The organism is Pseudoalteromonas haloplanktis ATCC 14393, from assembly GCF_000238355.1.
In the GTDB taxonomy this organism is placed as follows: Bacteria; Pseudomonadota; Gammaproteobacteria; order Enterobacterales; family Alteromonadaceae; genus Pseudoalteromonas; species Pseudoalteromonas haloplanktis.
On sequence record NZ_AHCA01000002.1, the window covers coordinates 22,171 to 48,174 of the forward strand.

Consider the following 26,004-nt stretch of genomic DNA (forward strand, 5'->3'; position numbering starts at 1 on the left):
TATGAATGCAGTTGTGATCGGTGTGTTATTAATGCTGGGACTCACTTTAGCGCGGGTTAATGTCATTGTAGCCATGACGCTCAGTGCTTTAGTCGCTGGTTTAACTGCGGGTTTAAGTTTAACTGATACTCTTGATGCATTTAATGCTGGCCTGTCTGGTGGGGCAGAAATTGCCCTAAGCTATGCGATGTTAGGCGCGTTTGCAGTTGCAATCTCAAAGTCTGGACTGACCCGGATACTCGCGGCAAAATTATTAGCAAAAGTTAATAATAACAGTGCAAATAGCGAAACTAGCCTCAGTTACTTCATCTTGTTTATTATTTTAGCTTGTGCAATCTCATCCCAAAATTTAGTGCCTGTGCATATTGCCTTTATTCCTATTTTGATCCCGCCGTTACTAATTGTATTTAATAAATTAAAATTAGATCGCCGCGCCATTGCATGTATTTTAACCTTTGGCTTAGCAACATCTTATATGGTATTGCCCTATGGCTTTGGTGGGATATATTTATACTCAATTTTACATAAAAACCTTGTTGATAATGGCCTTGATATTATTAATAGCCAAGTACCATTAGCGATGGTCATCCCTGCTTTTGGTATGTTAGCTGGCTTACTTATTGCGGTATTTATTAGCTATAGAAAACGTCGGGAGTATCACCAAGACGAACTAGATGAACAGGCTACAAGTATTGCAGTTGAACAACCCAAAAAAGTACTAATTGTTGGAGTCACTGCAGTACTAGCCTCCTTAGTCGCTCAAAATGTTAGTGGCTCTATGATATTAGGCGGCTTAGTTGGGGTTATGATCTTTAGTTTATTTGGTGTAGTTAAGTGGGAGCAAAATAGCGACGTATTCAGTAAAGGCGTGGCTATGATGGCGATGATTGGTTTTATTATGATCTCAGCCCAAGGTTTTGCTGCCGTGATGAAAGCAACAGGCGATGTAACTAGCTTAGTACACAGCGCTGCATTAGTGATTGATGGTAATAAACCTTTAGCCGCTGCACTTATTCTATTAGTGGGTTTAATGATCACTATGGGCATTGGTAGTTCTTTTTCTACCGTGCCAATTATCGCAACTTTGTTTGTCCCCTTGTGTTTAGAGCTGAACTTTTCAATTATGGCAACTGCTGCGTTGGTTGGCACTGCTGGTGCATTAGGGGATGCTGGCTCTCCTGCGTCTGATTCAACACTTGGCCCAACCTCTGGATTAAATGCAGACGGTCAACATGACCACATTTGGGATTCGGTAGTGCCTACTTTTATCCATTTTAATATTCCACTGCTCATATTTGGCTGGATTGCAGCCATGGTGCTGTAACTCACTAAGCAAACGCCCTACTACTTGGTGAATAATTATTAGTTTTCCACGTTAGCTAAGTATTAAGTTTGATTAAATATAGTATGATGTGTTCTTATTAATTACAAAAGAAAGCACATTGCTGTGCTTTCTTTTCTATAATTGTTAATTAAAAACCATAGATCATTTTATCGCAAACAACAGGCGTTGGTCTGTGGTTATCATCAACCGCAACAAACGTAAAACTGCCTGTGATTGCTGAGTGCTTATCATCTGTGTGCATGGTTTCTAAAAATATTTCTACATCTACTCTTAAGCTGGTATTGCCTACGTGAACAACTTTTGAAATCAACTCTGCAAAAGTACCAGCAGGAATGGCTTCTTTAAAATCAACTCTATCTGATGAAATAGTTACCAATGGTTTACGACAAAAACGGGTTGCTGCAATGAATGCAACTTCATCCATCCATGCTAAAGCATCGCCACCAAATAAGGTGTTGTGATGATTTGTACGTCCAGGAAAAACAGTTTTAGTCACCGAGGTGGTTGAATCTTTAATACGTTGAGCAATTATTTCTTCACGGTTTACTTGTGTTGTCATGTTCTCTACTTTTTGTTCGCTAATGTGTCTAACATCATAAGTGCAGGATCGAGCCGTTCGCCTTTCCAGTTAAAACGCCAATCTAAATGCGGCCCTGTTACACGGCCTGTGGCACCAATCTCGGCAATTTTATCACCACGCTTTATGGTATCCCCTACTTTTACATCGAGTTTACTTAAATGTATATATGTAGACGTTACACTGTGCCCGTGGTCTAAAATTAGTGTGCCGCCAGAGTAATAAAGATCACTATCGGCAAATACTACTGTGCCACTTACTGGCGCATACACAGGGCTGCCGGTTTTGTTCGCAATATCTAAGCCGAAGTGTGGACGACGTGGTTCACCGTTAAAGTAGCGTTGGCTGCCATATACGCCAGAGATACGACCTTCAGCCGGTTTATAGACAGGGTCTAAAAAGTATCGAAGGTCAGAATCAATTTTTCGTGCATTTTTTACAGCAACAGCTTCGCGACTAATTCGCTCACTGACCTCTTTAGGGGGCGATACATACTTACTTGCTACACCGGTAATTTTATCAATTTTATAATCACGTTTTGTGATTACAATCGCTTGCTGGTGCTCAGTGCCAGATGCATCTACCCACGTTAACTTATGTGTTAACTCAGCATCACGACCAAAACCAAAAACAAATTCGCCTTGCTCTGTGGTTTTTAATGCTTGGCCATTAAAGCTGATTGATTTAACACCTTCAATCTTGCCAGTAACTAAGCCACCTTGCGTTAAATGACCTTGCAATTCAACTGCATCAGTAAAAAAACTCACTGTGGCAAAGAACGACAGTGCTAATAACTTACGCATAACAAATCGATCCTTTTGCAACCCCTTCATAGGCTGTAATTTTGACATCACTATCAGGGTGCTGAGCTTTAACCTGCTCTGCTAAATAACCTGCAATACATTCTACCGTTGTATCAACCGGTAAAATATCACAACGGGCTTTACTTATCGCCATCTCAAAATAACCTTGCGCCGCAGTATACGCAAAACAAAAGTCATTTTCAGTTGCAGTAATATGTTGCAGCTGGCTTGTTGAAACTTGATCTTCAGCGGTTGCTAAATAGATATCTTGCCACTTATCAGCCCACTGTTTTTGTAAGCGCGGCATTGCCATGCCATCAAGTGCAATACCAATTTGCGAACGATGACCATGAATGATGCGTTGGCAATTCCCATCGTGTTTTTTAAGACCATGACTATAGTGATAATAAAAGCTCTTACTGTGTTCAGGCTTTAATTCAATCTCAATTTTATCAATGTTGCTTGGTAACTGCGGCATAATCGTCGCGATTAAAAATTCAATCACTGATTGCTCATTTACAACCTCGGCATCAATTAAACAATACGCTTGATTAGGTGCACTCATTGCTAAATGGTGGTCATCACCAAACGTACAATCTAGTGTTGTATAATCACCATGGTTTTCGATAGAGCCATTAATTTTATTACCAATAGCCAATTTGTGATCTATGCATTGGTCAATAATCCCTTTAATTTGCTTTTTAACTAAGCCAAAATCGAGCACCATAGACTCTTCATTTAACTTGCCATGCAAGGTTAAATCAACAATCCAGCTTTCACCTACTGCGCCTCGTTTGTTACAAAGATAAGAAAAATCAATTACGGTAAGTGCGTTAACAAAAAGGATCATAAACTTCCTTTATACTGGTTAAAAAATCACGGTAATTATAATGATTTTTGCTCCTAATTGCGCGATTAAATCGTGTAATTAGCATGTTCTTCACCTAAGCGGTGTAATTTCATGCAAAAAAATTATTTTTTTAACTGCTCCGAGTTGTTTAGCGTACAAGTGTACGCTAAAGTACGGGGCAATTTCTAAGCGATGATAAGTGTTATGGAACCTAAAAATAGCTATACAAAAGAAGATTTGATCCTGTGTGGTCAAGGTGAAATGTTTGGTGAAGGCAATTGTCGTCTACCAAGTGACAATATGTTAATGATGGATCGTATCATCTCAATCACTGATGACGGTGGTGAGCATGGTAAAGGTGAAATCATTGCTGAATTAGATATCAACCCAGATCTATGGTTTTTTGACTGTCACTTTAAAGGTGATCCGGTAATGCCTGGCTGTCTTGGTTTAGATGCAATGTGGCAATTAGTTGGCTTTTTCCTTGGTTGGTCAGGTGGCCCCGGTCTTGGTCGTGCATTAGGGGTGGGTGAAGTTAAATTTACCGGTCAAATTCTACCAACAGCTAAAAAAGTGACCTATCGTTTAACAATGAAACGCGTGATAAAACGTAAATTATTCATGGGTATGGCTGATGGTACGGTTGAAGTAGATGGCCGTGTTATCTATGAAGCAAAAGATTTAAAAGTTGGCTTATTCCAAGATACCAGTGCATTTTAATTAAAGTGTAATGTTACAAAAACGCCGCTTCATACAGCGGCGTTTTTGCTTAAATTCGAAACATGAAAATTAGGTTTTATACATATTGCGATTTTCTATCGCTTCGCGCCAACCACCTAACCACTCTGATTTTGGGTCTACTTGTTGATAAGGGCAAAGGTCTTTAGACCGACCCGCCAAACCTGCTTTAAAACCTTGAGAATGAGCTCTTTCTAACCGATCTCTTTTCTGTCTCTTCATAGGTAAATCCTCACCTTTTATATTTATATATTTGTAGCGTTTATTTCATCTACAATTAATGAATAGTTAATAAAACTGTTAAATTCAAATCACAAAAGCAATTAAATAAATTGACTTTAACTAAGCTACTGATGCAAAAATGAATTAACATATAAAAAAGTAAAGTGGTCGTACCAACTGCTGTGCGACCTATTTCTGTACAAAAAAATTACGACTATTTAATCATTAACACGCAGTTTCCTGCCTTAATTGTGACTACCATTTATAGGTGAAGTTCCTATAAAAAATGTAATTATGACAACTTTATTTCAACTCATTAATAGTAAAGCAGTTTAATTTTAGAACTATTTTTTCATTTGATTGCATACATCAACATCGTCTTTTGGACAAAACATGCACTACTTTTTATGCGGTGTATAAAAATTAATCCTTGCATAAATAAATACGATCGGTCTAATATGTGTTTATGCTAAATAATAATCAAAATCCACCACGTCGTGGTCGTCCACCAAAAGTTGCTCGCAGTAATGCCGACACTAAAGCATTACTTATCTCAACTGGGGTCGAAACACTTACAGAATTTGGCTTCAGTGCAACTGGGCTTGATACTATATTAAAAAAAGTAGGCGTGCCAAAAGGCTCTTTTTACCACTACTTTAATAATAAAGATGCCTATGGCTTAGCCGTAATCGATGCCTATAATGATTATTTTATTGCTAAGCTTCGCCGCTACTTAGAACAAGATAATGTTCCTCAGTTAGAGCGACTTATTAATTTTACCCAAAGTGCCGCTCGAGGAATGGACAAATATGATTTTAATCGAGGTTGTCTCATTGGTAATTTAAATCAAGAGCTCAATCACCTCAGCGATGAATTTAAAAATAAGCTACTAAACAGCTATCAAGCATGGCAACAACTTGTCCAAACCTGTTTAGAGCAAGCTCAGCGAGAAGGCGTTATAGCCACCAGCGTCAATACACAGCAAATGAGTGAGTTTTTCTGGATCGGTTGGGAGGGAGCAGTAATGCGAGCTAAGCTGACTAAAAGCACTCAACCCTTGATTTTATATACAGAAATGTTTTTACGCGCATTACTAAGATAATTAAGCAATGCGTTTTTTATTTATCAATTAAAAGACGATCGGTCTAAAAGGAGCCGTAATGAACACACAGTTTAAAGCGCTTGTAATAACCAATAGTGATGATACTTATTCTGCATCATTACAAACACTTAACCACAGCGAATTACCCGAGCATAATGTAACGGTTGATATTTTATATAGCACCTTAAATTATAAAGATGGCCTAGCGATCACCGGGAAAGGACCTGTTGTGCGTTCATTTCCAATGGTGCCAGGCATTGATCTAGTAGGTAAAGTCACAACGAGTCATTCAAGTGAGTTCAACACAGACCAACTCGTACTATTGAACGGTTTTGGTGTCGGCGAAAAACACTGGGGAGGCCTTGCTCAGCAAGCGTCATTAAAAGATGAATGGCTGATCCCCCTCCCTGCCACCTTAACACCTAAACAAGCGATGCAAATTGGCACTGCTGGTTACACAGCAATGCTCAGTATCATTGCCCTTGAAAAACAAGGGATCACACCTGACTCAGGAGATATTTTAGTAACGGGTGCTAACGGTGGTGTCGGAAGCTTTTCGGTGTATTTACTTAATTTATTAGGTTATACCGTTGTTGCTGCCACAGGAAGAGTAGATCAAACTGATCATTTAAAACAACTTGGTGCTTCACAAGTAATTGACCGCTCAGAGTTATCAGCACCAGGTAAACCGCTTGCTAAAGAACGCTTTGCTGCAGCCATCGATTCTGTCGGTAGCCACACGCTTGCCAATGTTTGTGCCTCTTTAAAATATGGCGGTGTTGTTACTGCATGTGGTTTAGCACAAGGTATGGATTTCCCCGCTTCCGTAGCCCCTTTTATTCTGCGTGGTATTTCATTAATAGGCATAGACAGTGTAATACGCCCTAAAATTGACCGAATTCAAGCGTGGCAACGCTTAGGAGAATTGGTTGAACAAAGTTACTTAGATAAAATATCAACTGAAATTAACTTAGAGGATGTGGTTAACGTTGCTAATGAACTCATGGCCGGTAATATTCGTGGCCGTGTAGTGGTTAATTGTCAGCTGTAAAATGAGCAACTAAAGCTTCTTATAGAAGAAGCTTTAGTTGTTATATAACTAAGCACCTAGACTTGTTAGTTTATCTTTCATTTCTTCTTTTGAAATCAAACCCATTTCATGTTGCTTTTTAACTTTGCGGATAGTGTCAAAATTATCAAGTTTTAAGCGTGCTTTAGCTAATTTTTGCTCTTTTTCTTGTTCTGAAATTACATCAAGTTTCACCGCTTTTTCAAGCTTCTCTTTTTCTTGATCATATTCTTTTTGGAAAATAGCTTTCTCTTGAATGATGATTTGATCTTTGAGTTTTTTCTCAATTTCAATTGCTTCATCTTCAAGCTCAATTTTTTTCTCAAGCAAAGGTTCAATACGATTCAGCGCTTCTTGCAAAACTGTTTCGACATTTTGGCCTTGGTTTTCTAGTAAGTTTTCTACGTACTTTTTACCAATATCTTGGTAGCTTATATTCAACTGTCCTTCGATTGAGGTGATTTCCGAGCGGATCGCTGATAACTTTGAATTTTCTTTCATTGAGGTGCTCATATCTGAGCTTAACTTAGATGTTGATTCGCTAATATTTGAACCAATTGTTGTCGCTTGTGTTTTAATTTTATTAAAAAGACCCATGTATATTATTCCTTAAATTCATCATCCAATGCTGTGGCATCATGCCAGCGCTTTATACAAAGCCAAGGTATATTACCGATAAAGAAAACAAATGTAAATTGCATAAACAAACTACTTAGGTATTTTGTTGTATCAAATTAGCGTGATAAAAATTATAATTCTTTTAACAGATTTTAGAAAAAGAGTGTAATCATGAGTAATGAAGATTTATTCAGCAATAACCCATTGCAAGGTGTAAAGCTTGAGCAAGTTGTATCAGAGTTAGTTGATCAATATGGGTGGGAACTGTTACATGCTTATCTACAGCTAAACTGTTTTAAAAATAACCCTGATATTAAATCTGCTGTTAAATTTTTACGTAAAACCCAATGGGCACAAGATAAAGTTGAAAACTTTTACTTATATCGCCTAAAAAATTTACCTAAGCCTGATGATGTTCAATATCAGTTACCACCTCGCGACCGTGTTATTCCTGAAGATCATAAACCTGGCGAGCCTTGTGAACTTAGCTTTAGTGATGCCAAGCGCATTCAAGCAAAAAAAGAAGCGAAAGATCGTGCTCGAACCCGCAAACAGCGCTCAAGTGCGAGTAACCCTTGGGGTAATTAACACACAACGGAGACAATGAACAACTCAGTGCTTACGTTATACATTGTCTCTGCTTTCCTGCAATCCCCTTTAAACTCCCCTTCATTCATACTATTTACTCTGTAACAGTGCAGAAATACACGCGAAGCACCAAAATAGTGCGAGTGTACTTTCATCTTCACCAATTAATTTATAAATCATCTATAAATAACAAGTTTATAAGATAGTAATTGTTGTATTAGCAGCATTTCCTGTAATTTCTACTTAATTTATATACATGGTCAACTTCTTGCTTTACGTCTATTGCACTGATTTATAAAGGAGTAATAGGTGAAGTCTGTATCGATGTTTTTAAGTAATAAAGAACTGTCGTGGTTACCCTACTTTGGCAGCAATGGAAAAATAGCATTAGGTATAGCCTGCTATTTAAATCGTCATAGAACAACATTTATTCGCAATACCTTTGAAGGCATCGCAAATACCCGACTTGAATTGCTACTTGATTGGACAAATAGCCAGTGGCATTTTTTAACCACTATTGCCAACGAAGTTCACTTAACCGAGAATAATTTAGACAGTGCTAGTTTAGTAAATAAACTAAAGCAATCTAATGACATTACAGAACTATTTACTATTGATGAACAAGGGCACGTACTCGCATCAAGCCATAGTGCACATGTCGGACAAAATAACTTATCTAAAGCTGCTATTACAGCTGGATTTAAAGAACGTTTTTTACATGGCCCATACAGCGACCCATTAACTAAAACACTAGGCCCACGCTCATCTAAATTTCATGATGCTGTTACCTTAATGTTTTACTTGCCGATTGAATTAGCCAATAACCATAAAGTTTGTTTATGTGCACGAATTCCAAACGATGTGATCGGGGATTTAATTCAACGTGAGGCAGGCCATATTTATCAAGACTCTGGTGATAACTATTTGTTTATGGTCAAAGCAAATTTTGATAATTCGATCACACCAGGCACAGCACTTTCTCGCTCTCGATTTGAAGACCGAACATTTTCGCTTGGTGATAATTTAAAAGATGGCGTTAAAACAAACTGGGGTGTTATAAAAATAAAGGAACACACAGAATTAGAATTGCGCTTTACCGATCCTGCAACTAAACAATTGCACCCTGGCGTTCGAGAAACAATCCGCCAAGGGCAAAACTTATTTGTAAACTATCCTGGCTACTCTGATTATCGACATATCCCTGTTATTGGCAAAGGCATCACCTTTACTCTTCCAGGCTCTCACGATCACTGGGGAATGATGTGTGAAGGTGATTTAGAAGAAGTTTACCGAGGGCGGTCTATTAGTTTTAACCTTGTTACCCTGCATACTATTATTAATGCAGTTGTCGCTAGTATCGCCCCCCTATGTCATGAAGTGTTCGGACTCAGCTGGTCTACCTCATTAAGTATTGCTGCAGCATCTTTAATTGCATCCAGTGTCTTATTCGCAAAACGAGGACCTAGCCGCTTAGCGCGACGCTTGCAAAAAATGACGGATGTGATCAGGGGGATCGCAGAAGGTGGTGGAAACTTAAAGCAGCGTTTAGACATTACCCGTTTGCCAAATGATGAAACCGGTGAATTAGGACGTTGGACAAATAGTTTTATAGACAGTTTAGATAGGACGGTCGGTAAAGTGATCAAGGTCTCGCAAGAAGTACGCGAAGCCAAAACTGTGCTTGTGACTAAACAAGATGAATTTAGTAACAATGCCAACATCGTACTTGCTGAAACGCAAAAACTACTAAAACGATTAGAGATCCAACTTGCAAATATCCAAGGAGCTACCAATGAAGTTGAAGATATTCGTGATAATTTAGAGGCCGCTGCAAAGCAAAGTGTTGAGCGTTTTCAAACCATCAGGCAACAAACTCAAGGGATACACACATCAATAGATAGCTCAGCAAAAACAATTAATGGCTTACATAGTCATGTGAATAATGTTGGCTCTGTGGTTGGCATGATAAGCCAAGTGGCCGATCAAACAAATTTATTAGCATTAAACGCGGCTATTGAAGCAGCCCGAGCAGGTGAACAAGGTCGAGGTTTTGCTGTCGTTGCCGATGAAGTGCGAAATCTTGCTGGCAGAACTGCAGAAGCAACCACTGAAATTAGCCAATTGATTAGTAAAATTCAAGACAGTGCCAAACAGTCAGTGGAAATAATGCAAGCCAGTATGCAAAGTGTTGAACAAGATATGTTGTCTACGCAAGATATAGTACATGATGATAAACAGCTTAATGTTACTTTAAATCATATGTTAGCGACCTTAAGTGATATAAACCTAAAAGGCACCGAACAATTGCAAAGTGCGCGTCAAGTTAATCAAATAAGTTCTCTATTACAAACCTCTTTAGATGATGTCCGCTTAGGCACAAGTTCGGTAGATAGAAGTGCAACTGAACTCGAGCGCCTTATTGCACGCTTTGAGGTAACCACTAAATGATAAAACTTCTATCGTTACCAGTTTTATCATCAAAACTGGTAACAAGCATAAAATAGAAATTTGTTATTAATACAGGATCATTTTCACAGCGGTTGCTAACAGTAAAGTAGCGAAGATTTTTTTTATCAATGACACTGGTAGGTAATGAGTGGCTTTGGCCCCTAATGGCGCGGTAAACCAAGATGTGCAAATAATTCCAAACAATGCAGGTAGATAGACAAAGCCAGCGAAACCATCAGCAAGTGTGTACGTCGTGATGCCTGAGCTGATGTAACCTACTGAACCAAATAACGCAATCACGATACCGCAAGCAGAAGCGCAGCCAATGGCTTTTTTCATATTTACGCTGAAGAAGGTTAATAAAGGCACGAGCAACGCGCCACCGCCAATACCTATCATTGCAGATACACCACCCGTAAGGGTTGTTAAAATAGTTAATAAGCCTTTATTAGGCAGTGTACGCTCTTGTGTTGTATTCCCTTTACTACTGAAAAACATTTTAATCGCAATCAGCACCACAGTAACTGCAAACACAATTCGAACAGTTTTTTCCGGTAATAATGCTGCCAAAAAACCGCTAATTAGTGCACCAAGCGCGACTCCTGTCATTACCCAAGGGGCAAGCTCCCAAGGTACATTGCCGTTTTTATGATGCGCAATTGCCGATGACGTTGAGGTGAAAAGTATTGACGCTAATGAAGTAGCAATTGCAACAAGAACAACATGCTCTGGGGGTAACACATTAAAGTGAAGTAAAATAATGCTCAATACAGGCACAATAACCAAGCCACCACCAATACCTAGTAAACCAGCTAAAAACCCCACTCCGCTGCCTAATAACGCACAGCACACAACTAACACGAGCAATTCATTCATTCCGTTATTCTCTTTTTTTCAGGGCAATCATCCTAGATGAAAGCAGTTATAAAGCGGCTAAGTGAGCTTTCACAGAAGCTATCACCCTACTGCTGAACAATAATAACAAGCTGTCAGGCGATTGCGGCTAACTCACTACATAAGTGCCAGTATATCAATATAAGCCTTGGCCAATTATATTTTTGACTTAGATAAGCCCTGAATAATCTTCATGTTTTAAATGAAATAAATACAAGTTAAACATCTAGAGCTTTAGATGGCTAATTTAGCGTTTATGTTTTTAGATAATATCGATCACAATTTACAACCAAATAGAAGTCACTTTAATGCCCATGAATATGGCTCATGTTTTAGGTGAAATTAAACCGTTTTTCTTCATGTACCGATCAACGTATAAATACCTCAACGCTTACACGTTACACAGAGCAACATAGTGTTATGACGCCTCTAGGAAAATAGTTGTTCTGTTTAACGAGTTACTCATAGTTAGCTTACTAGCTAAAGAATTTGAACATTGAGCAAGGCTCACGTTTTAAACTAAATATGGATACTCGAACACGATGAATACAGATTTTAAATTTACTATTAAAAGCATTTGTCTTGATGAAAACTATCAGCCAGCACAAAGTACACGTATCACCACTAACTTTGCTAATCTAGCTAGAGGCAGCTATCGTCAAGCTAACTTGCGCAACGCTTTAAAAATGATTGATAACCGCTTTAATGCCCTAGCCCATTGGGATAACCCTAAAGGCGACCGTTATTCTGTTGAGCTTGAAATTGTATCTGTGGATATGGATATTGCAGGAAGTGGTGACAGCTTCCCATCAATTGAAGTATTAAAAACCAATATCGTTGATCATCAAACAAATAAACGCATTGAAGGTATTGTTGGCAATAACTTTTCCTCCTACGTGAGAGATTACGATTTTAGCGTACTACTACAAGCCCACAATAAAGGGAAATCTAGCTTTAGTATCCCTGATAACTTTGGTGAGTTGCACGGCAAACTATTTAAATACTTTATTAACTCTGATGTATATAAGCAGCACTTTAAAAAACCACCGGTTATTTGTTTAAGTGTGTCAGATAACAAAACCTATCATCGCACTGAGAATCATCACCCGGCATTAGGCGTTGAATATCAGCCAAATGAAAGCTCTTTAACTGAACAGTACTTTAAAAAGATGGGCTTACAGGTTCGCTATTTTATGCCTGCAAACAGCGTTGCACCGCTTGCATTTTATTTTGTTGGCGATTTATTGAATGATTACACTCATCTTGAGTTAGTCAGCACCATCAGTACGATGGAAACGTTTCAAAAAATCTATCGTCCAGAAATTTATAATGCCAATGCAGTGGCGGGTAAATACTATCAACCCAATTTAAAGAACTTAGATCACTCATTAACACAAATTGTGTATGACCGTGAAGAGCGAAGCAAACTAGCAAGTGAACAAGGTAAATTTGCAGAGCAGCATTTTATAAAACCATACCAAACTGTGCTTGAGCAATTCTCAGCAAGCTACGCCTAAGCATAAAGCTTGATCGCGATTAAATTAAATTATAAAGACGGCATGACTAATTATGAAAACCAGTACAAACAAAATTCTATTACCGACATCCACTGCAGGCAGTTTGCCAAAACCAACATGGCTTGCAGAGCCAGAGACGCTTTGGTCACCTTGGAAACTTCAAGGTGATGAATTAACTGACGGTAAGCACGATGCACTACGCATCTCTTTACAAGAGCAACAACATGCAGGTATTGATATTGTTAGTGATGGTGAGCAAACCCGCCAACACTTTGTCACCACCTTTATTGAGCACCTCAATGGCGTAGATTTTGAAAACCGTAAAACAGTGAGAATTCGTAACCGCTATGATGCTAGCGTGCCTACAGTGGTTGGCCCTGTTAGTCGTATAAAACCGGTTTTTGTCGATGATGCTAAGTTTTTACGCAGCCAAACCAAACAGCCAATAAAATGGGCACTACCAGGCCCTATGACCATGATTGATACACTTTATGATGACCACTATAAAAGCCGTGAAAAACTTGCTTGGGAATTTGCCAAAATTCTGAATCAAGAAGCCAAAGAGTTAGAAGCCGCCGGTGTTGATATAATCCAATTTGATGAGCCCGCGTTTAATGTATTTTTTGATGAAGTAAATGACTGGGGCATTGCCTGTTTAGAAAGAGCCATTGAAGGTCTAAAATGCGAGACAGCCGTGCATATTTGCTACGGTTACGGTATCAAAGCCAATACAGATTGGAAAAAAACCTTAGGCTCAGAGTGGCGCCAGTACGAAGAAGCGTTTCCAAAGTTGCAGCAATCTAATATCGATATAATTTCATTAGAGTGCCATAACTCGCATGTGCCAATGGAATTACTTGAGCTTATTCGTGGTAAAAAAGTAATGGTAGGCGCCATTGATGTTGCAACCAACAGCATAGAAACGCCAGAAGAAGTCGCCAACACGCTCCGTAAAGCCCTGCAATATGTAGATGCAGACAAACTCTATCCTTGCACTAACTGTGGTATGGCACCGCTTCCTCGCGCAGTTGCTAGAGGCAAGCTCAATGCATTAACAGCAGGCGCAGAGATCATCCGCAAAGAGTTAGCAGCCGGTTAAGGGGATTACTGACGAGGTATGTTAAACGAGGCATGATTTCTGCCTCGTTTTTTGCAGGAAGCTTTTATTAACCCGTTACAGGCTGTGCCATTGCTGCTTTAGCCCTATCAAATGTATAACACCTAAAGATAAACAAATAACAGAACTCCAACCCCAAAACTCAGGAGAGCGCCCCATTGGTGAGCTAATAAGAACAAAGCCAGCAATCCCTCTAACTAAATATATTGTTGTTATTAGTATCAGCACCAAGCGCACTAAAGGCAGTTTTAAAATAAGCCCTGCCGCAGAAAAGGCATACAATGACCAAGTTGCAAGGACAATAAAAATAGCCAAAGTTATTAGCGTTGGCTGAATATTACCTTGCGCAGCCAGCTGAGCCATTTGCTCACCTGCGCCGAAAAATCGATACCAAGGTGCGCCAAAATAAATACAGCCTAAATGCAGGATTGCAGCAATAGCACTCAATGTGCCCGAAACGATTAAAAAAATATTCATGTAAATAAACCTCCGTGTAAGCGAATGCGATTTATAGTACCATTTAATTAAATTTAGGAGAAAAATAATAACGTACCATATATAAATACGCATTAGCTAAAATCCTAAGCTTGCTTACTATAAAAATATCAATAGCCGCGCTTTTGCCAAAATTCGATTTCTGACATGGATTCTTGCTCAAATACGGTAAATGTTTTATCGGCTATTAACTTACCGTTTAGCTCTATCGTCATACGCCAATCACCAGTTTTATTGGCTATTGGCTCCCACAAGGTATCGCCTAGGTAAAAGTGCCAGTCGTTATCTTTAACATATTCAAAACCATCAAACGGTGGCATCACCTGCCCATCAGTATCAGGTATATCTGGGTGGTAAATGCAATAGTGGAGTTTTTCGCCTTTGGCTTTTTTTATATTAACAATTAAACCAAATTCAATATCGAGTTTAGCGGGTACTTTATTAGTAAAAGATTGAATTTGAGGTAACTCTTTTGACGATGAGTCCCAATGACTATAAATACCATAACTTTGTAAGGTGATCTCAGGCTTATTTTTTGCCATCGCTGTCCTCGTTTAATAATACTTTAACTATTAAGCGTCATAACGCTTAGGATCTTTCGGAAAGAATAATTCGGGTTGTTTATCACATAAACCAAATTCACGGGTGTTTTTGTAAGGTAACTTCATAAACCCAGCAACCCCTACATCGGTAATACTGACCGCATATTGCATGAGCTTATTGAGCAAGCGTTTAAATTCAACTTCTTTACTGGCATCAAGCAGGCGGTAGTAATGGTGAATTTTCATTCTATCAGGTAGAGCTTCAAAAATAATGCAGCCGGTGTGATGAATTTGATTTAGTTCAAATACACACTTTATGACTTTTTTAGGTAGCTGCAGTTGTTCATCGGGATCTTTACCGTCTTCAAAGTATGAATGCGGACGCGTAACATCTGAGCTTGCTAAGTTCATCACTTCGTAATCAAGCTCTGGAAGTTGTTCAAATTTAAATGCGCCAGTGCCATCGCGCTCTAATTGAATCGTTTTTCGAGCATCAAATAAACAGCATTTAAATAAGCCTTTTTGGCTAATACCCTGAGCTAACATTACCGTATTATTAATTGCTTGGGTAAAAGCTGACCCTAAACTTTCGTCATGCATTATCAGTGACGATTCAATAAATAAAGAATCTTCTTTCCAATGGAAACTCAATCCCCCTACTACGGGGTATTTTGCCAAACGACTAATTGAAGCTAAAAAGGCTTTTTCGGTATCGCCGGTATCAAACAAAAACTCTTTATAATAACGGTCAAGTTGCGCATCATTTACATCAAGTAATTGCTGCTTATGATCGGCTTGGCGTAAAAACTGTTTTCGCGAGCTATATACCACCGTATCTGGAAGTTCATCAGCGTTGCCAAACCAAAATGGGATCTGCGCCCTCATATCATCCGCTAAATTTAATTCTGGTAAATACGCTTTTGCCATACTAGGCATATTGCGCATAAAGTAATCGCCGGCGCCATCGCGGATAGTTTTATCCTTTGACAACATGCCGTCAATCACTTTTGCCAGCTCCATAGGTAAACCCAGCGAACTTGCGGGGATCACTTGCGCCCCAAAACGACACGATTGTGCTGAGGCAAGTGCATAAAGAGTCGATGCAACGCCTTGTTCATCAAAACGGGGGGAGGATTTGGCGCCCGACATTTGTTCATCACCAATAAAGTACACATCGCCCATACGGGCATTCGTGGTACTAATATCTCCCGACATTAAATCCATAATATTACTGGCTATTGGATTTGCGTCACTATCTAGTTGTGCGTAAACAGAGCTGCCCCAATCCACCAGCGATAATCCACGGCTTGTTTCATCCCAGACTAAGTTTGAAGGTTTAATATCGCCGTGAACAATTGGCTGCGGATTTAAACCATTTTTATGACTACGTAAATCTATCAGTACATTGCGAAGCTTTAAAGCGAGATCGGTGATCGCTGCTGCGCCAAAGCGGCCCTTCTTGAGCGATATTTTTTCTAAGTCTTCACCCATAGCACGGGCCATCATTAAAATGCCCTGCTTTTTTATTCGCTCAAAAGCATAAAACTTAGGTACTAATGGATTATCAACTTGCGAGAGCATAAATGCTTCATCTTCAAGACGATCACGCACACTTTGTGCAAGAGTAATACGAGAGAACTTAAACACCCAAGGTAGCTTTTGATGATCAAGCCCAGCAAACACAAAACCAAACGCACCAGAGCCGATCATTTCGACCTCTCGATAGCCTAAATTAGTTAGCTGCTTAATACAGATATTAAGCCATTGACGATGTTTCTTTGCATCGTGGTGAGAAAGCAAATAGACCGACTGCTCTTCATTTATATAAAAATTGCGGATCTCTTTGCTTTTCACTGCTGGGTCTCAACGTATTTGAATAAATTTAAGATGCTTATAAGGTAACCCGCTGATTATTCATTTTTTAGCTGTAAATTTCTAGTCATTAACAGCAATAGCTTAGCGTGAGCTGATATTTTGTGCAAAAAAGCCATAAAAAGAAAAAAGCTGCGTGATCAGCGAACCAATCACAACAGCTTTTAACAACCAGAATAAAGTAGATTAGAGTGCTTGTTCAAGCTCTGGTAGTACGTCAAATAAATCTGCGACTAAGCCATAATCTGCTACTTGGAAAATCGGCGCGTCGGGGTCTTTATTGATTGCAACTATCACTTTTGAATCTTTCATGCCCGCTAAATGCTGAATTGCACCACTAATACCAACGGCAATATATAAGTTAGGGGCAACAATTTTACCTGTTTGGCCTACTTGCATATCGTTTGGTACAAAGCCCGCATCCACCGCGGCGCGTGATGCACCAATTGCAGCGCCAAGTTTATCGGCAATGCCATGCAATAATGAGAAATTCTCACCGTTTTGCATACCACGGCCACCTGAGATCACCACTTGTGCAGCGGTTAATTCTGGGCGCTCAGATTCAGTTTGCTCAACACTAACAAAACTGCTTAATTCACTGCTAAATACCGCATCAATCGTGACACATTCAGCCGGTGCTTGCGTACCTTGCAGATCAAAGCTACTTGCACGTACAGTGATGACTTTTTTACTATCAAGTGATTTTACAGTTGCGATGGCATTACCAGCATAAATAGGTCGTTTAAAGGTATCGGCATCAACCACATCAATAATTTCTGAAATTTGTGCAACATCAAGTAAAGCAGCCACTCGCGGCATAAAGTTTTTACCGGTTGTGGTCGCACTGGCAACAATATGAGAGTAGTCAGCAGCCAGTGATACCACTAAATCTGCAATGTTCTCAGCCAATTGCTGGGCATATTCACTGTTATCTGCGATAAGTACACTATTCACACCTTCGATACTGGCAATCTGTTCACTCATCGGTGCAACACTTTCACCAGCGACGAGCACATTCACAGGAAAACCAAGCTTTAGCGCCGCATTAATCGTTTTTGATGTTTCAGGCTTTAAAACGCCATTATCATGATCAGCAATAACTAATGTTTTCATTTAAATCACCTTCGCTTGAGTTTTTAACAAATCAACTAACTGCGCTACGTCGTCAACAATAATACCGCCACTGCGTTTAGCAGGCTCATTCACTGCAACAAGTTGGATGCGTGGTGTTAAATCAACACCTAGACTGTCTGCTGCAATCACCTCAAGCGGTTTACGCTTTGCTTTCATAATATTAGGTAATGACGCATAGCGTGGTTCATTCAAACGTAAATCAGTTGTCACAACGGCTGGCAGTTTTAACGCCACCGTTTGTAAGCCGCCATCTACTTCACGCGTCACATTTACAGTACCATTGCTAACATCTACTTTTGAAGCAAATGTACCTTGCCCACGGCCTGTCAATGCAGCCAGCATTTGCCCGGTTTGGTTGTTGTCAGAATCGATTGACTGCTTACCTAAAATCACCAGCTCAGGACTTTCTTGCTCAACAATTTTTGCAAGCAGTTTAGCAACGTGAAGTGATTCTAGCTTTTCGTCCGTTTCAACATGAATGGCTTTATCTGCGCCGAGTGCCAGCGCAGTACGTAATTGTTCTTGCGATGCTTTAGTGCCAATGGTTACAGCAACGACTTCGGTTGCAGTGCCCGCTTCTTTTAGACGAATAGCTTCTTCAATGGCTATTTCGCAAAATGGGTTGAGTGCCATTTTTACATTGGTTAGATCAACGTCGCTGTTATCTGCCTTAACGCGTGCTTTTACGTTGTAGTCGATGACTCTTTTTATTGGAACGAGAACTTTCATAGGAACTCCATAATTATTTAAACCTACAAGCTAACGTGTACGTCAACCTATTTATTTTATGAATTCAGACTAATTCCTGTTGACGTAAACGTCAACCTAAAATAACCTTAAACTATTCACAGCCTGTAACGTTTCATTTGCAAGTATGAAATGGCCTTAGCCAAAGGTACGGCTCCGTCACACACAAGAGGTTATTATGGTCGAACGCGAAACCATGGAATTTGATGTCGTCATCGTAGGTGCAGGCCCTGCAGGGCTCTCTACTGCGATCCGATTAGCGCAGCAAGCTCAACAACAAGATCAAGAATGCATGATCTGCGTGGTTGAAAAAGGCTCTGAAGTTGGCGCTCATATTTTATCTGGCGCAGTATTTGAAACCACTGCACTTGATGAGTTACTGCCTAATTGGCAAGAATTAGGGGCGCCCGTTACAACTAAAGTAACTAATGATGAAATTTACTGGTTTAATAACAAAAATAAAGCGACGGCAATCCCTCATTTTGCAACCCCGAAAACATTTTATAATGACGGAAATTATATTGTGTCGATGGGTAACGTGTGCCGTTGGCTGGCAGAGCAAGCTGAAAACCTTGGGGTTGAAATTTTTCCTGGCTTTAGCGCGCACTCGCTCATTATTGAAGATGACACCGTCAAAGGCATAGTCACCGGCGACATGGGCCTTGATACCGACGGCAATGAAAAAGACGGCTTTATGCCAGGTATGGAGCTTCGAGCTAAATACACCGTTTTTGCTGAAGGTTGCCGTGGTCATTTAGGGAAGCAATTAATCAACCAGTTTGCCCTTGATAAAGATGTATCAGTTCAACACTATGGTTTAGGTTTTAAAGAAATTTGGCAAATTGATCCTGCAAAACACAAACAAGGCACCGTAGTGCATGGCACGGGTTGGCCATTAACTGGCGATACTAACGGTGGCTCCTTTATGTACCACAGCGAGAATAATCAAGTTGTGGTTGGCTTAATTGTTGATCTTAATTACAGTAATCCACATTTGAGCCCGTTTGATGAGTTTCAACAAATGAAACATCACCCTATCTTTAAAGACGTACTTGAAGGTGGCGAACGGATTGCTTATGGCGCTCGGGCAATCACTAAAGGTGGCTTACATTCATTACCAAAAATGCACTTCCCGGGTGGTTTGCTGGTAGGTTGTGATGCGGGCACACTTAACTTTGCCAAAATAAAAGGTAATCACACAGCGATGAAATCAGGTATGGTTGCTGCTGAGGTTATTTTTACCGCGCTTGCAAACGAGCAACAACATACTGACTTGGTTGAGTACAGTGATGCATTTGCACAATCATGGGCGTATAAAGAACTACACCAATCGCGCAATTTTGGCCCCGTGATGCATAAGCTCGGTAAGTTTTTGGGCGGCGCTTACAATACACTAGATCAAAATTTATTCTCCGGTGCTTTACCGTTTACCTTTAAAGATAACACTCCTGACTATGCAACCTTAGTGGATAAAAACCAAGCACCACGACTTAGTTATCCTAAAGCTGATGGCCAATTAAGCTTTGATAAGTTGTCATCGGTGTTTTTATCTAATACTAATCATGAAGAATCACAACCGTGTCATTTAAAACTTAAGGATCCGGCTATCCCGATTGCCGTCAATTTAGTTAAGTTTGATGAACCAGCCCAGCGCTACTGCCCCGCAGGCGTGTATGAAATTCAGCAAATTGCAGGCAAAGATGAGTTTGTGATCAACTCGCAAAACTGTGTGCACTGTAAAACCTGCGATATTAAAGATCCAAGCCAAAATATTACTTGGCTGACACCAGAAGGCGCTGGTGGACCTAATTACCCGAATATGTAATTACTTTTAATTTTAAACAAATCCTAAATTGCAGGGGGCTTCGGCCCCTTTTTTGCGCTATGCTCAATAATAACTGTTTAATAACTATGAGTAAGTTTATGCCGTCGTCGAGTGTTATATTTCGTTTTTTAGCTGAGCCCACTGATGTTAACTTTGGTGGTAAAGTCCATGGGGGCGTGGTCATGAAATGGATTGACCAAGCAGGTTATGCCTGTGCAGCGGGTTGGAGTGGTCGTTACTGTGTCACCGTCTCTGTTGCGGGTGTTAAGTTCAGGCGCCCTATTCTCGTTGGTCAAATTGTTGAGGTTGAAGCAAAAATTGCTCATACCGGAAAAACCAGTATGCAAATTTTTATTCAGGTACGCTGTGGCGACCCAAAAACCGGTAACCTCGTTGAAACCAATCACTGCGTAATAAGCTTTATTGCCATGGATGAAACCGGTTACCCCGTTGCCGTGCCTGCATACACAGCCGTCAGCGATGAAGATAAGAAAATCGAAAACTATGCAATTAAAATGAAAGAAATTGCTATTGAAACCGAAACACTCTTGCATAAATCAGAACCATAACCCCATAACTTTGCTCGCTGCGTAAAATCTACATAGCAGTGAGAAATCATTTCTCTGACGAAACTGAATGGGTGCTTAGATAGCACCCATTTGTATGAATTCCCGCCTAAAAACAGCACTTTATGCTTATTATTTAAACAAAAACCGACTGGCACGGACAATGCTATATATAAAATGAAATGAACTAAACCAACGCTAAATTGCGTTATTTTTATTTTGTAAAGGAGCTATTAAATGATTAAAGCAATTTCACTTTCTGCAATTTCACTGGCATTACTTGGTTTCAACAATGTAGCCCAAGCAGACACCACGAACATGGATTACCCACGTGTGTACACAGGTATTGGTTACGGCCAATATTCATTTCAGTTTGAAGACTCTGAAAACGACATCGATTTCGACGATGATTCACAAATGCTCAAAGGCTATGTCGGTACGCAATTTAATAAGTACCTGAGCTTAGAGCTTGCCTATCAAAACTTTGATGAAGTAAGCGATATCGACAGTTACGCCGAAGTTGATGGTGTATCATTAGCCGCTCGTTTAGCTGCCCCTATTACAGAAAGCTTTTCTGTATATGCTAAAGGTGGTTGGCTAGAGTGGGATGCTGAAGTTACCAGCGATCTTCCTGCTATTGGCGAGATCTCCGCTGATCAAAGTGGTGGCGACGTTTTCTACGGTGCCGGTATCGAATACGCATTTACCACAAATATGCAAGTGCGTTTAGAGTATGAACGCTACGAACTAGAAGATGACTTTGACCCAGAAATGGATGTAGCCTCTGTATCATTCCAGTATATGTTCTAGATACTGTCCACACTCATATATCAAGTTATTTGACCGTAAAGGCAGCTTCAAGCTGCCTTTTTTGTTGTTAGCGGTTAGAATGACATATCTTTCACTGTAATTGAGTCCCATGAGCGATTATCAACTGACGGCCATCGGCCATATACACTCTCCTTATAAACAAAAATTTGCCATCCCCCGTCAACCTCGCTTAGTGCCACAGGCCAAAGCTAAATTGGTATTCACAGCAGATTTTAATCGTGAAGAGTTTGTGCGTGGGTTAGACGAATTCAGCCATATATGGCTACTTTTTCGTTTTCATGAAACCGCAGACAAAGGCTATTCAGCAATGGTTAGGCCACCACGACTTGGTGGTAACGAGCGCAAAGGCGTATTTGCTACTCGCGCGACTTTTAGACCAAATGCAATCGGTATGAGTGCTGTCAAACTAGAAGGCATTGAATATAAAAATGGTCAGTTAAGTTTATTATTGGCTGGCATAGATTTACTCGACGGCACACCAATTTTAGACATTAAACCTTACTTGCCATATTCAGATGCGATGATTGAAGCTACAGCAGGTTTTGCCGATACTCGCCCAGAAACCGATATGACCGTTGAATTTAGCCAAGCAAGCTTGGATTTTATTGCAAAACAGCACAGCTATCCCGAGCTGCAAGACTTTATCAGTAATGTATTAAAACAAGATCCGCGCCCAGCTTACAAAAAGCAGTATGATGGCGAACAAAGTTATGGCATGACATTGTATGATTTTAATATTCGTTGGCAGGTAAATGACAGCCATAACTACGTCAGCAGTATAGAAAAAAACTAGAAAAATACACTTAGCGCTTTAGTGTAAAAGCAACCGCTGCTAAACTTAGCGCTTATTGAAATAATAACTTTATAACTATCGGAAATAACCATGCGTACCAGTCAATATATACTCGCAACACTGAAAGAAACACCGTCTGATGCTGAAATCGTTTCACATCAATTAATGCTACGAGCGGGTATGATCCGTCGTGTAGCGTCAGGTCTTTATACTTGGTTGCCCTCTGGTTTACGCGTGTTACGAAAAGTAGAAAACATCGTTCGCGAAGAAATGGATAAAACAGGTGCAATTGAAATGCTGATGCCTGTCATTCAACCAGCTGACTTATGGGAAGAATCAGGTCGTTGGGAGCAATTTGGTCCTGAATTAATGCGCTTTACCGATCGTCACAATCGCGAATTTGCACTTGGTCCAACCCATGAAGAAGTGATCACCGACTTTGTGCGTAAAGAGGTCAGCTCTTATAAACAGCTACCACTGACATTATACCAAGTACAAACTAAAGTACGCGATGAACGCCGCCCTCGTTTTGGTGTAATGCGTGCCCGCGAATTTACTATGAAAGATGCCTACTCATTCCACCTGACTGATGAATGTTTAGACGCTACCTATCAAGCAATGCATAAAGCATACTGCAATATTTTTGAGCGTTTAAACTTGGATTACCGCCCAGTTATAGCTGATACAGGTTCAATTGGTGGTAGCGTATCGCATGAGTTCCATGTTCTAGCAGAATCAGGTGAAGATGCCATTGCGTTTAGCGATGGTAGCGATTACGCAGCCAATATTGAAAAAGCTGAAGCATTAGCGCCTAGCGAAGAGCGCCCTGCTGCTGCAAAAGAATTAAAAGCATTCCCAACGCCTGACGCTAAAACCATCGAAGAGCTTAAAAAGCATTATGGTGTAAAACCTCATCGCGGCGTAAAAACCCTGATTGTTTACGGCACGCCAGACGAAAACGGTCAGCGTGGCTTAGTAGCATTAATTATACGCGGCGATCACGAACTCAACGAGTTAAAAGCTGAGAAACACCCATTAGTTGACTCACCACTTGAAATGGCCAGCGAAGCAGACATCGTTGCCGCTATTGGTGCAAAACCTGGTTCATTAGGTCCTGTTGGTTTAACTATGCCAATTATTGTTGATAGAACGGCTAACGTGATGGCCGACTTTGTAGCAGGCGCAAACAAAGATAACGAACACTACAGTGGTATTAACTGGGATCGTGACGTAACAGACTATGAAGTTGCCGATTTACGTAACATTGTTGAAGGTGATCCAAGCCCATGTGGCCAAGGTCACTTACAAATTAAACGTGGTATTGAAGTGGGCCATATATTCCAACTCGGTACTAAGTACTCAGAAGCGATGAAAGCCGGTGTGTTGAGTGAATCAGGCAAAAACCAAATTATGACCATGGGTTGTTATGGTATTGGTGTATCACGCATTGTAGCCGCTGCTATTGAGCAAAATAATGATCAATACGGGATTATTTGGCCACAACCAATCGCACCATTCGATATTGCCATTGTGCCTATGAATATGCATAAATCGCATCGTATTCCTGATATCGCAAACAACCTTTATGATGGTTTGAAAGCGGCAGGTTTAGACGTGTTATTTGACGACCGTAAAGAGCGCCCAGGTGTGATGTTTAACGACATGGAACTACTTGGAGTGCCATTTACCTTAGTGATTGGCGAGCGCAACCTTGACGAAAACAAAGTTGAGCTTAAAAACCGTCGTACCGGTGAAAAGCTAATGATTGATATCGATACAGCAGTTGCAGCTATAAAAGCGGCTATGAACGCTTAATAATGACAGCAATAGCTTAATAAAAGACCGCTTAAATGCGGTTTTTTATTTTATAACACTCAATACCAAGAGCCCTATAGAGTAAACGGTAAAATTTCAGCGTTTATCTTTCCTGCGCTACTAAGTTTTACAATCACACGGTAGTGTTTGGTACTATCATCAAATTGCGCATACTCTAACACTAGCTGCTGAGTATAATTTCGCCCGTCTTGCTGCCAATTAACGGTTAAATCCTCACCACTGTACCATTTTGACGGAAAACCAGTACCGCAGCTATTTTGTGGCTCAATGAGGCTACATGAAACCTGGTTACCTGTTGGGCCAACTTTCAGTTGCACATTTGTCATCGCTGATGTGCCGACATTTTCAAACTCTAAACCATTCACTTGTAGTTTAACGGGGGTAATAAGCTGGCAACCAAGTCCTGTTGTAGCTGCCAATAATGTTAAGCCGATATTTCTTATCATGGTCATTGTCTAGTCCATTTATTCATTGTCATAGATGTTTAGTCAAACAGTCGTATAAACGTCATTTAAGTTGCTTAACTTTGTTGTTATTACACCGTGAGTAAATACCTATGAACGATACCGAAAAAAGCGATAAAAAGCACTATCCCGCCGTTTGGATCTCCGATGTACATTTAGGCTATAAAGATTGTAGAGCTGATTACCTGCTCGATTTTTTAAATAGTATTGAATGTGAAACCCTCTATTTAGTGGGCGATATTGTTGATTTGTGGTCAATGAAGCGAAACTTCTTTTGGCACCCCAGTCACTATCAAGTATTAGCCTGCATTCAAGCTATGGCCGAGCAAGGAACGCGCGTAATTTATATTCCCGGCAATCATGATGAAACATTTAGGCAATACGTCAATAACAGCTTATTTGGTATTGAAGTTCATCAGCAGTTTATTCACACCACCAAAGCCAATAAACGCTTTCTACTCGTTCATGGTGATGATTTTGATTCCGCCACGCGGTATAACAAATTAATTAGTATTGCAGGTGATGCGGGCTATGACTTTTTGTTATTTTTAAATCGTTGGACTAACCGCATACGCCGTTTATATGGTGGTAACTATTGGTCACTAGCATCATGGATCAAAGCGCGTGTTCACAAAGCTCGAGAAGCCATAGAAGCATTTGAAAATGCCGCAATCCATGAAGCCAAAAAACAAGGTGTTGATGGGATAATCTGCGGCCATATCCACCATCCACAATTAAAAGTTGTTGATGGCATTGTTTATTGTAATGATGGTGATTGGATAGAAAATTGCACTGCGTTAGTTGAGCAAGAAAATGGCCGAATTGAGTTACTCCATTGGTCAGAAACTCAAAAAGTAATTAACTCCGCAGATATCGCCTCGATCGATAAACTAACAACCGCCGCAACGGCGAAAGCAAAAACAGCAGCTTAACATAAGCTTCACGGCTGTGGGCTAGAAAACTCCAGCCGTGTTAGTTATTTACAATAGCGCTCAAATACTTAATTTTGTA

Annotated in this window: 26 protein-coding genes; 14 read left to right on the forward strand and 12 right to left on the reverse strand. The window is 40.1% G+C overall.

Features of this window, described 5'->3' with window-relative positions; all coding sequences use genetic code 11:
* The first annotated feature begins 1 nt into the window (after position 1).
* Positions 2-1,324, forward strand: coding sequence for a Na+/H+ antiporter family protein (locus PHAL_RS0104270; RefSeq protein ID WP_016707183.1), 1,323 nt, complete (start codon positions 2-4; stop codon positions 1,322-1,324).
* Positions 1,325-1,472: 148 nt separating this feature from the next.
* On the opposite strand, the gene PHAL_RS0104275 is transcribed toward PHAL_RS0104270, so the two are convergent.
* Genes PHAL_RS0104275 through PHAL_RS0104285 form a run of 3 tightly spaced genes read right to left on the reverse strand, consistent with a single transcriptional unit; the run spans position 1,473 to position 3,575 of the window.
* Positions 1,473-1,904, reverse strand: a complete 432-nt coding sequence (locus tag PHAL_RS0104275) for an acyl-CoA thioesterase (RefSeq protein ID WP_016707184.1) — start codon at positions 1,902-1,904, stop codon at positions 1,473-1,475.
* 5 nt (positions 1,905-1,909) lie between these two features.
* Positions 1,910-2,725, reverse strand: a complete 816-nt coding sequence (locus tag PHAL_RS0104280; protein ID WP_016707185.1) for a M23 family metallopeptidase — start codon at positions 2,723-2,725, stop codon at positions 1,910-1,912.
* Positions 2,718-3,575, reverse strand: coding sequence for a 6-carboxytetrahydropterin synthase (locus PHAL_RS0104285; protein ID WP_016707186.1), 858 nt, complete (start codon positions 3,573-3,575; stop codon positions 2,718-2,720). The genes PHAL_RS0104280 and PHAL_RS0104285 overlap by 8 nt, the downstream gene beginning before the upstream one ends.
* 204 nt (positions 3,576-3,779) lie before the next feature.
* On the opposite strand from PHAL_RS0104285, the gene fabA reads away from it, so the two are divergent.
* The gene (gene fabA, locus PHAL_RS0104290; RefSeq protein ID WP_016707187.1) at positions 3,780-4,295 is read left to right on the forward strand and encodes a bifunctional 3-hydroxydecanoyl-ACP dehydratase/trans-2-decenoyl-ACP isomerase; all 516 of its coding nucleotides are present in this window, start codon (positions 3,780-3,782) and stop codon (positions 4,293-4,295) included.
* A 69-nt stretch (positions 4,296-4,364) separates the two neighbouring features.
* Here the strand turns inward: fabA and rmf are convergent, their stop codons facing one another.
* The gene (rmf, locus tag PHAL_RS0104295; RefSeq protein ID WP_016707188.1) at positions 4,365-4,535 is read right to left on the reverse strand and encodes a ribosome modulation factor; all 171 of its coding nucleotides are present in this window, start codon (positions 4,533-4,535) and stop codon (positions 4,365-4,367) included.
* Between the two features lie 466 nt (positions 4,536-5,001).
* Here rmf and acuR point away from each other — a divergent pair, with 466 nt between their 5' ends.
* Both acuR and acuI read left to right on the forward strand, forming a co-directional pair.
* Positions 5,002-5,637, forward strand: a complete 636-nt coding sequence (gene acuR / locus PHAL_RS0104300; RefSeq protein WP_016707189.1) for an acrylate utilization transcriptional regulator AcuR — start codon at positions 5,002-5,004, stop codon at positions 5,635-5,637.
* Between the two features lie 58 nt (positions 5,638-5,695).
* A complete protein-coding gene (gene acuI, locus PHAL_RS0104305) occupies positions 5,696-6,688 on the forward strand; it encodes an acrylyl-CoA reductase (NADPH) (protein WP_016707190.1) in 993 nt (330 codons plus the stop codon).
* Positions 6,689-6,736: 48 nt separating this feature from the next.
* Here the strand turns inward: acuI and PHAL_RS0104310 are convergent, their stop codons facing one another.
* Complete coding sequence (locus PHAL_RS0104310) at positions 6,737-7,303, reverse strand: hypothetical protein (protein ID WP_016707191.1); 567 nt, start codon at positions 7,301-7,303, stop codon at positions 6,737-6,739.
* A gap of 192 nt (positions 7,304-7,495) precedes the next feature.
* Between PHAL_RS0104310 and PHAL_RS0104315 the strand changes: the two genes are divergently transcribed.
* Complete coding sequence (locus PHAL_RS0104315; protein ID WP_016707192.1) at positions 7,496-7,912, forward strand: VF530 family protein; 417 nt, start codon at positions 7,496-7,498, stop codon at positions 7,910-7,912.
* 309 nt (positions 7,913-8,221) lie between these two features.
* Positions 8,222-10,360 carry a methyl-accepting chemotaxis protein gene (locus tag PHAL_RS0104320; protein WP_138973927.1) on the forward strand — a complete coding sequence of 713 codons (2,139 nt, stop codon included), beginning with the start codon at positions 8,222-8,224 and terminating at the stop codon, positions 10,358-10,360.
* 66 nt (positions 10,361-10,426) lie between these two features.
* Here PHAL_RS0104320 and PHAL_RS0104325 read toward each other — a convergent pair whose 3' ends face one another.
* Positions 10,427-11,236, reverse strand: coding sequence for a sulfite exporter TauE/SafE family protein (locus PHAL_RS0104325; RefSeq protein WP_016707194.1), 810 nt, complete (start codon positions 11,234-11,236; stop codon positions 10,427-10,429).
* A gap of 560 nt (positions 11,237-11,796) precedes the next feature.
* On the opposite strand from PHAL_RS0104325, the gene PHAL_RS0104330 reads away from it, so the two are divergent.
* Both PHAL_RS0104330 and PHAL_RS0104335 read left to right on the forward strand, forming a co-directional pair.
* Positions 11,797-12,771: a DUF1852 domain-containing protein gene (locus PHAL_RS0104330; protein WP_016707195.1), complete on the forward strand. Its 975-nt coding sequence runs from the start codon at positions 11,797-11,799 to the stop codon at positions 12,769-12,771.
* A gap of 52 nt (positions 12,772-12,823) precedes the next feature.
* On the forward strand, positions 12,824-13,870 hold the full coding sequence (locus tag PHAL_RS0104335; protein ID WP_016707196.1) for a methionine synthase: 1,047 nt from the start codon (positions 12,824-12,826) through the stop codon (positions 13,868-13,870).
* A 75-nt stretch (positions 13,871-13,945) separates the two neighbouring features.
* Here PHAL_RS0104335 and PHAL_RS0104340 read toward each other — a convergent pair whose 3' ends face one another.
* From PHAL_RS0104340 to PHAL_RS0104360, 5 genes are all read right to left on the reverse strand, one after another.
* A complete protein-coding gene (locus PHAL_RS0104340) occupies positions 13,946-14,365 on the reverse strand; it encodes a hypothetical protein (RefSeq protein WP_016707197.1) in 420 nt (139 codons plus the stop codon).
* Between the two features lie 128 nt (positions 14,366-14,493).
* Complete coding sequence (locus tag PHAL_RS0104345; protein WP_016707198.1) at positions 14,494-14,925, reverse strand: DUF3859 domain-containing protein; 432 nt, start codon at positions 14,923-14,925, stop codon at positions 14,494-14,496.
* 30 nt (positions 14,926-14,955) lie between these two features.
* Positions 14,956-16,779 (reverse strand): protein kinase domain-containing protein, encoded by a 1,824-nt coding sequence (locus tag PHAL_RS0104350; protein WP_016707199.1) that lies wholly within the window; start codon positions 16,777-16,779, stop codon positions 14,956-14,958.
* Between the two features lie 204 nt (positions 16,780-16,983).
* Positions 16,984-17,910 (reverse strand): electron transfer flavoprotein subunit alpha/FixB family protein, encoded by a 927-nt coding sequence (locus PHAL_RS0104355; RefSeq protein WP_016707200.1) that lies wholly within the window; start codon positions 17,908-17,910, stop codon positions 16,984-16,986.
* Complete coding sequence (locus PHAL_RS0104360; protein WP_016707201.1) at positions 17,911-18,660, reverse strand: electron transfer flavoprotein subunit beta/FixA family protein; 750 nt, start codon at positions 18,658-18,660, stop codon at positions 17,911-17,913. It abuts the gene before it with no gap.
* Between the two features lie 196 nt (positions 18,661-18,856).
* On the opposite strand from PHAL_RS0104360, the gene PHAL_RS0104365 reads away from it, so the two are divergent.
* From PHAL_RS0104365 to PHAL_RS0104385, 5 genes are all read left to right on the forward strand, one after another.
* Complete coding sequence (locus tag PHAL_RS0104365) at positions 18,857-20,503, forward strand: electron transfer flavoprotein-ubiquinone oxidoreductase (protein WP_016707202.1); 1,647 nt, start codon at positions 18,857-18,859, stop codon at positions 20,501-20,503.
* 98 nt (positions 20,504-20,601) lie between these two features.
* The gene (locus PHAL_RS0104370) at positions 20,602-21,072 is read left to right on the forward strand and encodes an acyl-CoA thioesterase (RefSeq protein WP_029216019.1); all 471 of its coding nucleotides are present in this window, start codon (positions 20,602-20,604) and stop codon (positions 21,070-21,072) included.
* 234 nt (positions 21,073-21,306) lie between these two features.
* Positions 21,307-21,879, forward strand: a complete 573-nt coding sequence (locus tag PHAL_RS0104375) for an outer membrane beta-barrel protein (RefSeq protein WP_016707204.1) — start codon at positions 21,307-21,309, stop codon at positions 21,877-21,879.
* Positions 21,880-21,988: 109 nt separating this feature from the next.
* Complete coding sequence (tsaA, locus tag PHAL_RS0104380; RefSeq protein ID WP_016707205.1) at positions 21,989-22,693, forward strand: tRNA (N6-threonylcarbamoyladenosine(37)-N6)-methyltransferase TrmO; 705 nt, start codon at positions 21,989-21,991, stop codon at positions 22,691-22,693.
* Between the two features lie 90 nt (positions 22,694-22,783).
* Positions 22,784-24,508, forward strand: a complete 1,725-nt coding sequence (locus PHAL_RS0104385) for a proline--tRNA ligase (protein ID WP_016707206.1) — start codon at positions 22,784-22,786, stop codon at positions 24,506-24,508.
* Between the two features lie 74 nt (positions 24,509-24,582).
* Here the strand turns inward: PHAL_RS0104385 and PHAL_RS0104390 are convergent, their stop codons facing one another.
* Complete coding sequence (locus PHAL_RS0104390; RefSeq protein ID WP_016707207.1) at positions 24,583-24,981, reverse strand: DUF3304 domain-containing protein; 399 nt, start codon at positions 24,979-24,981, stop codon at positions 24,583-24,585.
* Positions 24,982-25,085: 104 nt separating this feature from the next.
* On the opposite strand from PHAL_RS0104390, the gene PHAL_RS0104395 reads away from it, so the two are divergent.
* Entirely contained in the window at positions 25,086-25,925 is an 840-nt protein-coding gene (locus PHAL_RS0104395; RefSeq protein WP_016707208.1) for a UDP-2,3-diacylglucosamine diphosphatase, read from the forward strand.
* Positions 25,926-26,004: the final 79 nt, after the last annotated feature.

Bases quoted from the DNA above. Each gene is read 5' to 3' on its own strand.
- PHAL_RS0104270 (WP_016707183.1), top strand. From the start codon at position 2: ATGAATGCAGTTGTGATCGGTGTGTTATTAATGCTGGGACTCACTTTA.
- PHAL_RS0104275 (WP_016707184.1), bottom strand. From the start codon at position 1,904: ATGACAACACAAGTAAACCGTGAAGAAATAATTGCTCAACGTATTAAA.
- PHAL_RS0104280 (WP_016707185.1), bottom strand. From the start codon at position 2,725: ATGCGTAAGTTATTAGCACTGTCGTTCTTTGCCACAGTGAGTTTTTTT.
- PHAL_RS0104285 (WP_016707186.1), bottom strand. From the start codon at position 3,575: ATGATCCTTTTTGTTAACGCACTTACCGTAATTGATTTTTCTTATCTT.
- fabA (WP_016707187.1), top strand. From the start codon at position 3,780: ATGGAACCTAAAAATAGCTATACAAAAGAAGATTTGATCCTGTGTGGT.
- rmf (WP_016707188.1), bottom strand. From the start codon at position 4,535: ATGAAGAGACAGAAAAGAGATCGGTTAGAAAGAGCTCATTCTCAAGGT.
- acuR (WP_016707189.1), top strand. From the start codon at position 5,002: ATGCTAAATAATAATCAAAATCCACCACGTCGTGGTCGTCCACCAAAA.
- acuI (WP_016707190.1), top strand. From the start codon at position 5,696: ATGAACACACAGTTTAAAGCGCTTGTAATAACCAATAGTGATGATACT.
- PHAL_RS0104310 (WP_016707191.1), bottom strand. From the start codon at position 7,303: ATGGGTCTTTTTAATAAAATTAAAACACAAGCGACAACAATTGGTTCA.
- PHAL_RS0104315 (WP_016707192.1), top strand. From the start codon at position 7,496: ATGAGTAATGAAGATTTATTCAGCAATAACCCATTGCAAGGTGTAAAG.
- PHAL_RS0104325 (WP_016707194.1), bottom strand. From the start codon at position 11,236: ATGAATGAATTGCTCGTGTTAGTTGTGTGCTGTGCGTTATTAGGCAGC.
- PHAL_RS0104330 (WP_016707195.1), top strand. From the start codon at position 11,797: ATGAATACAGATTTTAAATTTACTATTAAAAGCATTTGTCTTGATGAA.
- PHAL_RS0104335 (WP_016707196.1), top strand. From the start codon at position 12,824: ATGAAAACCAGTACAAACAAAATTCTATTACCGACATCCACTGCAGGC.
- PHAL_RS0104340 (WP_016707197.1), bottom strand. From the start codon at position 14,365: ATGAATATTTTTTTAATCGTTTCGGGCACATTGAGTGCTATTGCTGCA.
- PHAL_RS0104345 (WP_016707198.1), bottom strand. From the start codon at position 14,925: ATGGCAAAAAATAAGCCTGAGATCACCTTACAAAGTTATGGTATTTAT.
- PHAL_RS0104355 (WP_016707200.1), bottom strand. From the start codon at position 17,910: ATGAAAACATTAGTTATTGCTGATCATGATAATGGCGTTTTAAAGCCT.
- PHAL_RS0104360 (WP_016707201.1), bottom strand. From the start codon at position 18,660: ATGAAAGTTCTCGTTCCAATAAAAAGAGTCATCGACTACAACGTAAAA.
- PHAL_RS0104365 (WP_016707202.1), top strand. From the start codon at position 18,857: ATGGTCGAACGCGAAACCATGGAATTTGATGTCGTCATCGTAGGTGCA.
- PHAL_RS0104370 (WP_029216019.1), top strand. From the start codon at position 20,602: ATGCCGTCGTCGAGTGTTATATTTCGTTTTTTAGCTGAGCCCACTGAT.
- PHAL_RS0104375 (WP_016707204.1), top strand. From the start codon at position 21,307: ATGATTAAAGCAATTTCACTTTCTGCAATTTCACTGGCATTACTTGGT.
- tsaA (WP_016707205.1), top strand. From the start codon at position 21,989: ATGAGCGATTATCAACTGACGGCCATCGGCCATATACACTCTCCTTAT.
- PHAL_RS0104385 (WP_016707206.1), top strand. From the start codon at position 22,784: ATGCGTACCAGTCAATATATACTCGCAACACTGAAAGAAACACCGTCT.
- PHAL_RS0104390 (WP_016707207.1), bottom strand. From the start codon at position 24,981: ATGACCATGATAAGAAATATCGGCTTAACATTATTGGCAGCTACAACA.
- PHAL_RS0104395 (WP_016707208.1), top strand. From the start codon at position 25,086: ATGAACGATACCGAAAAAAGCGATAAAAAGCACTATCCCGCCGTTTGG.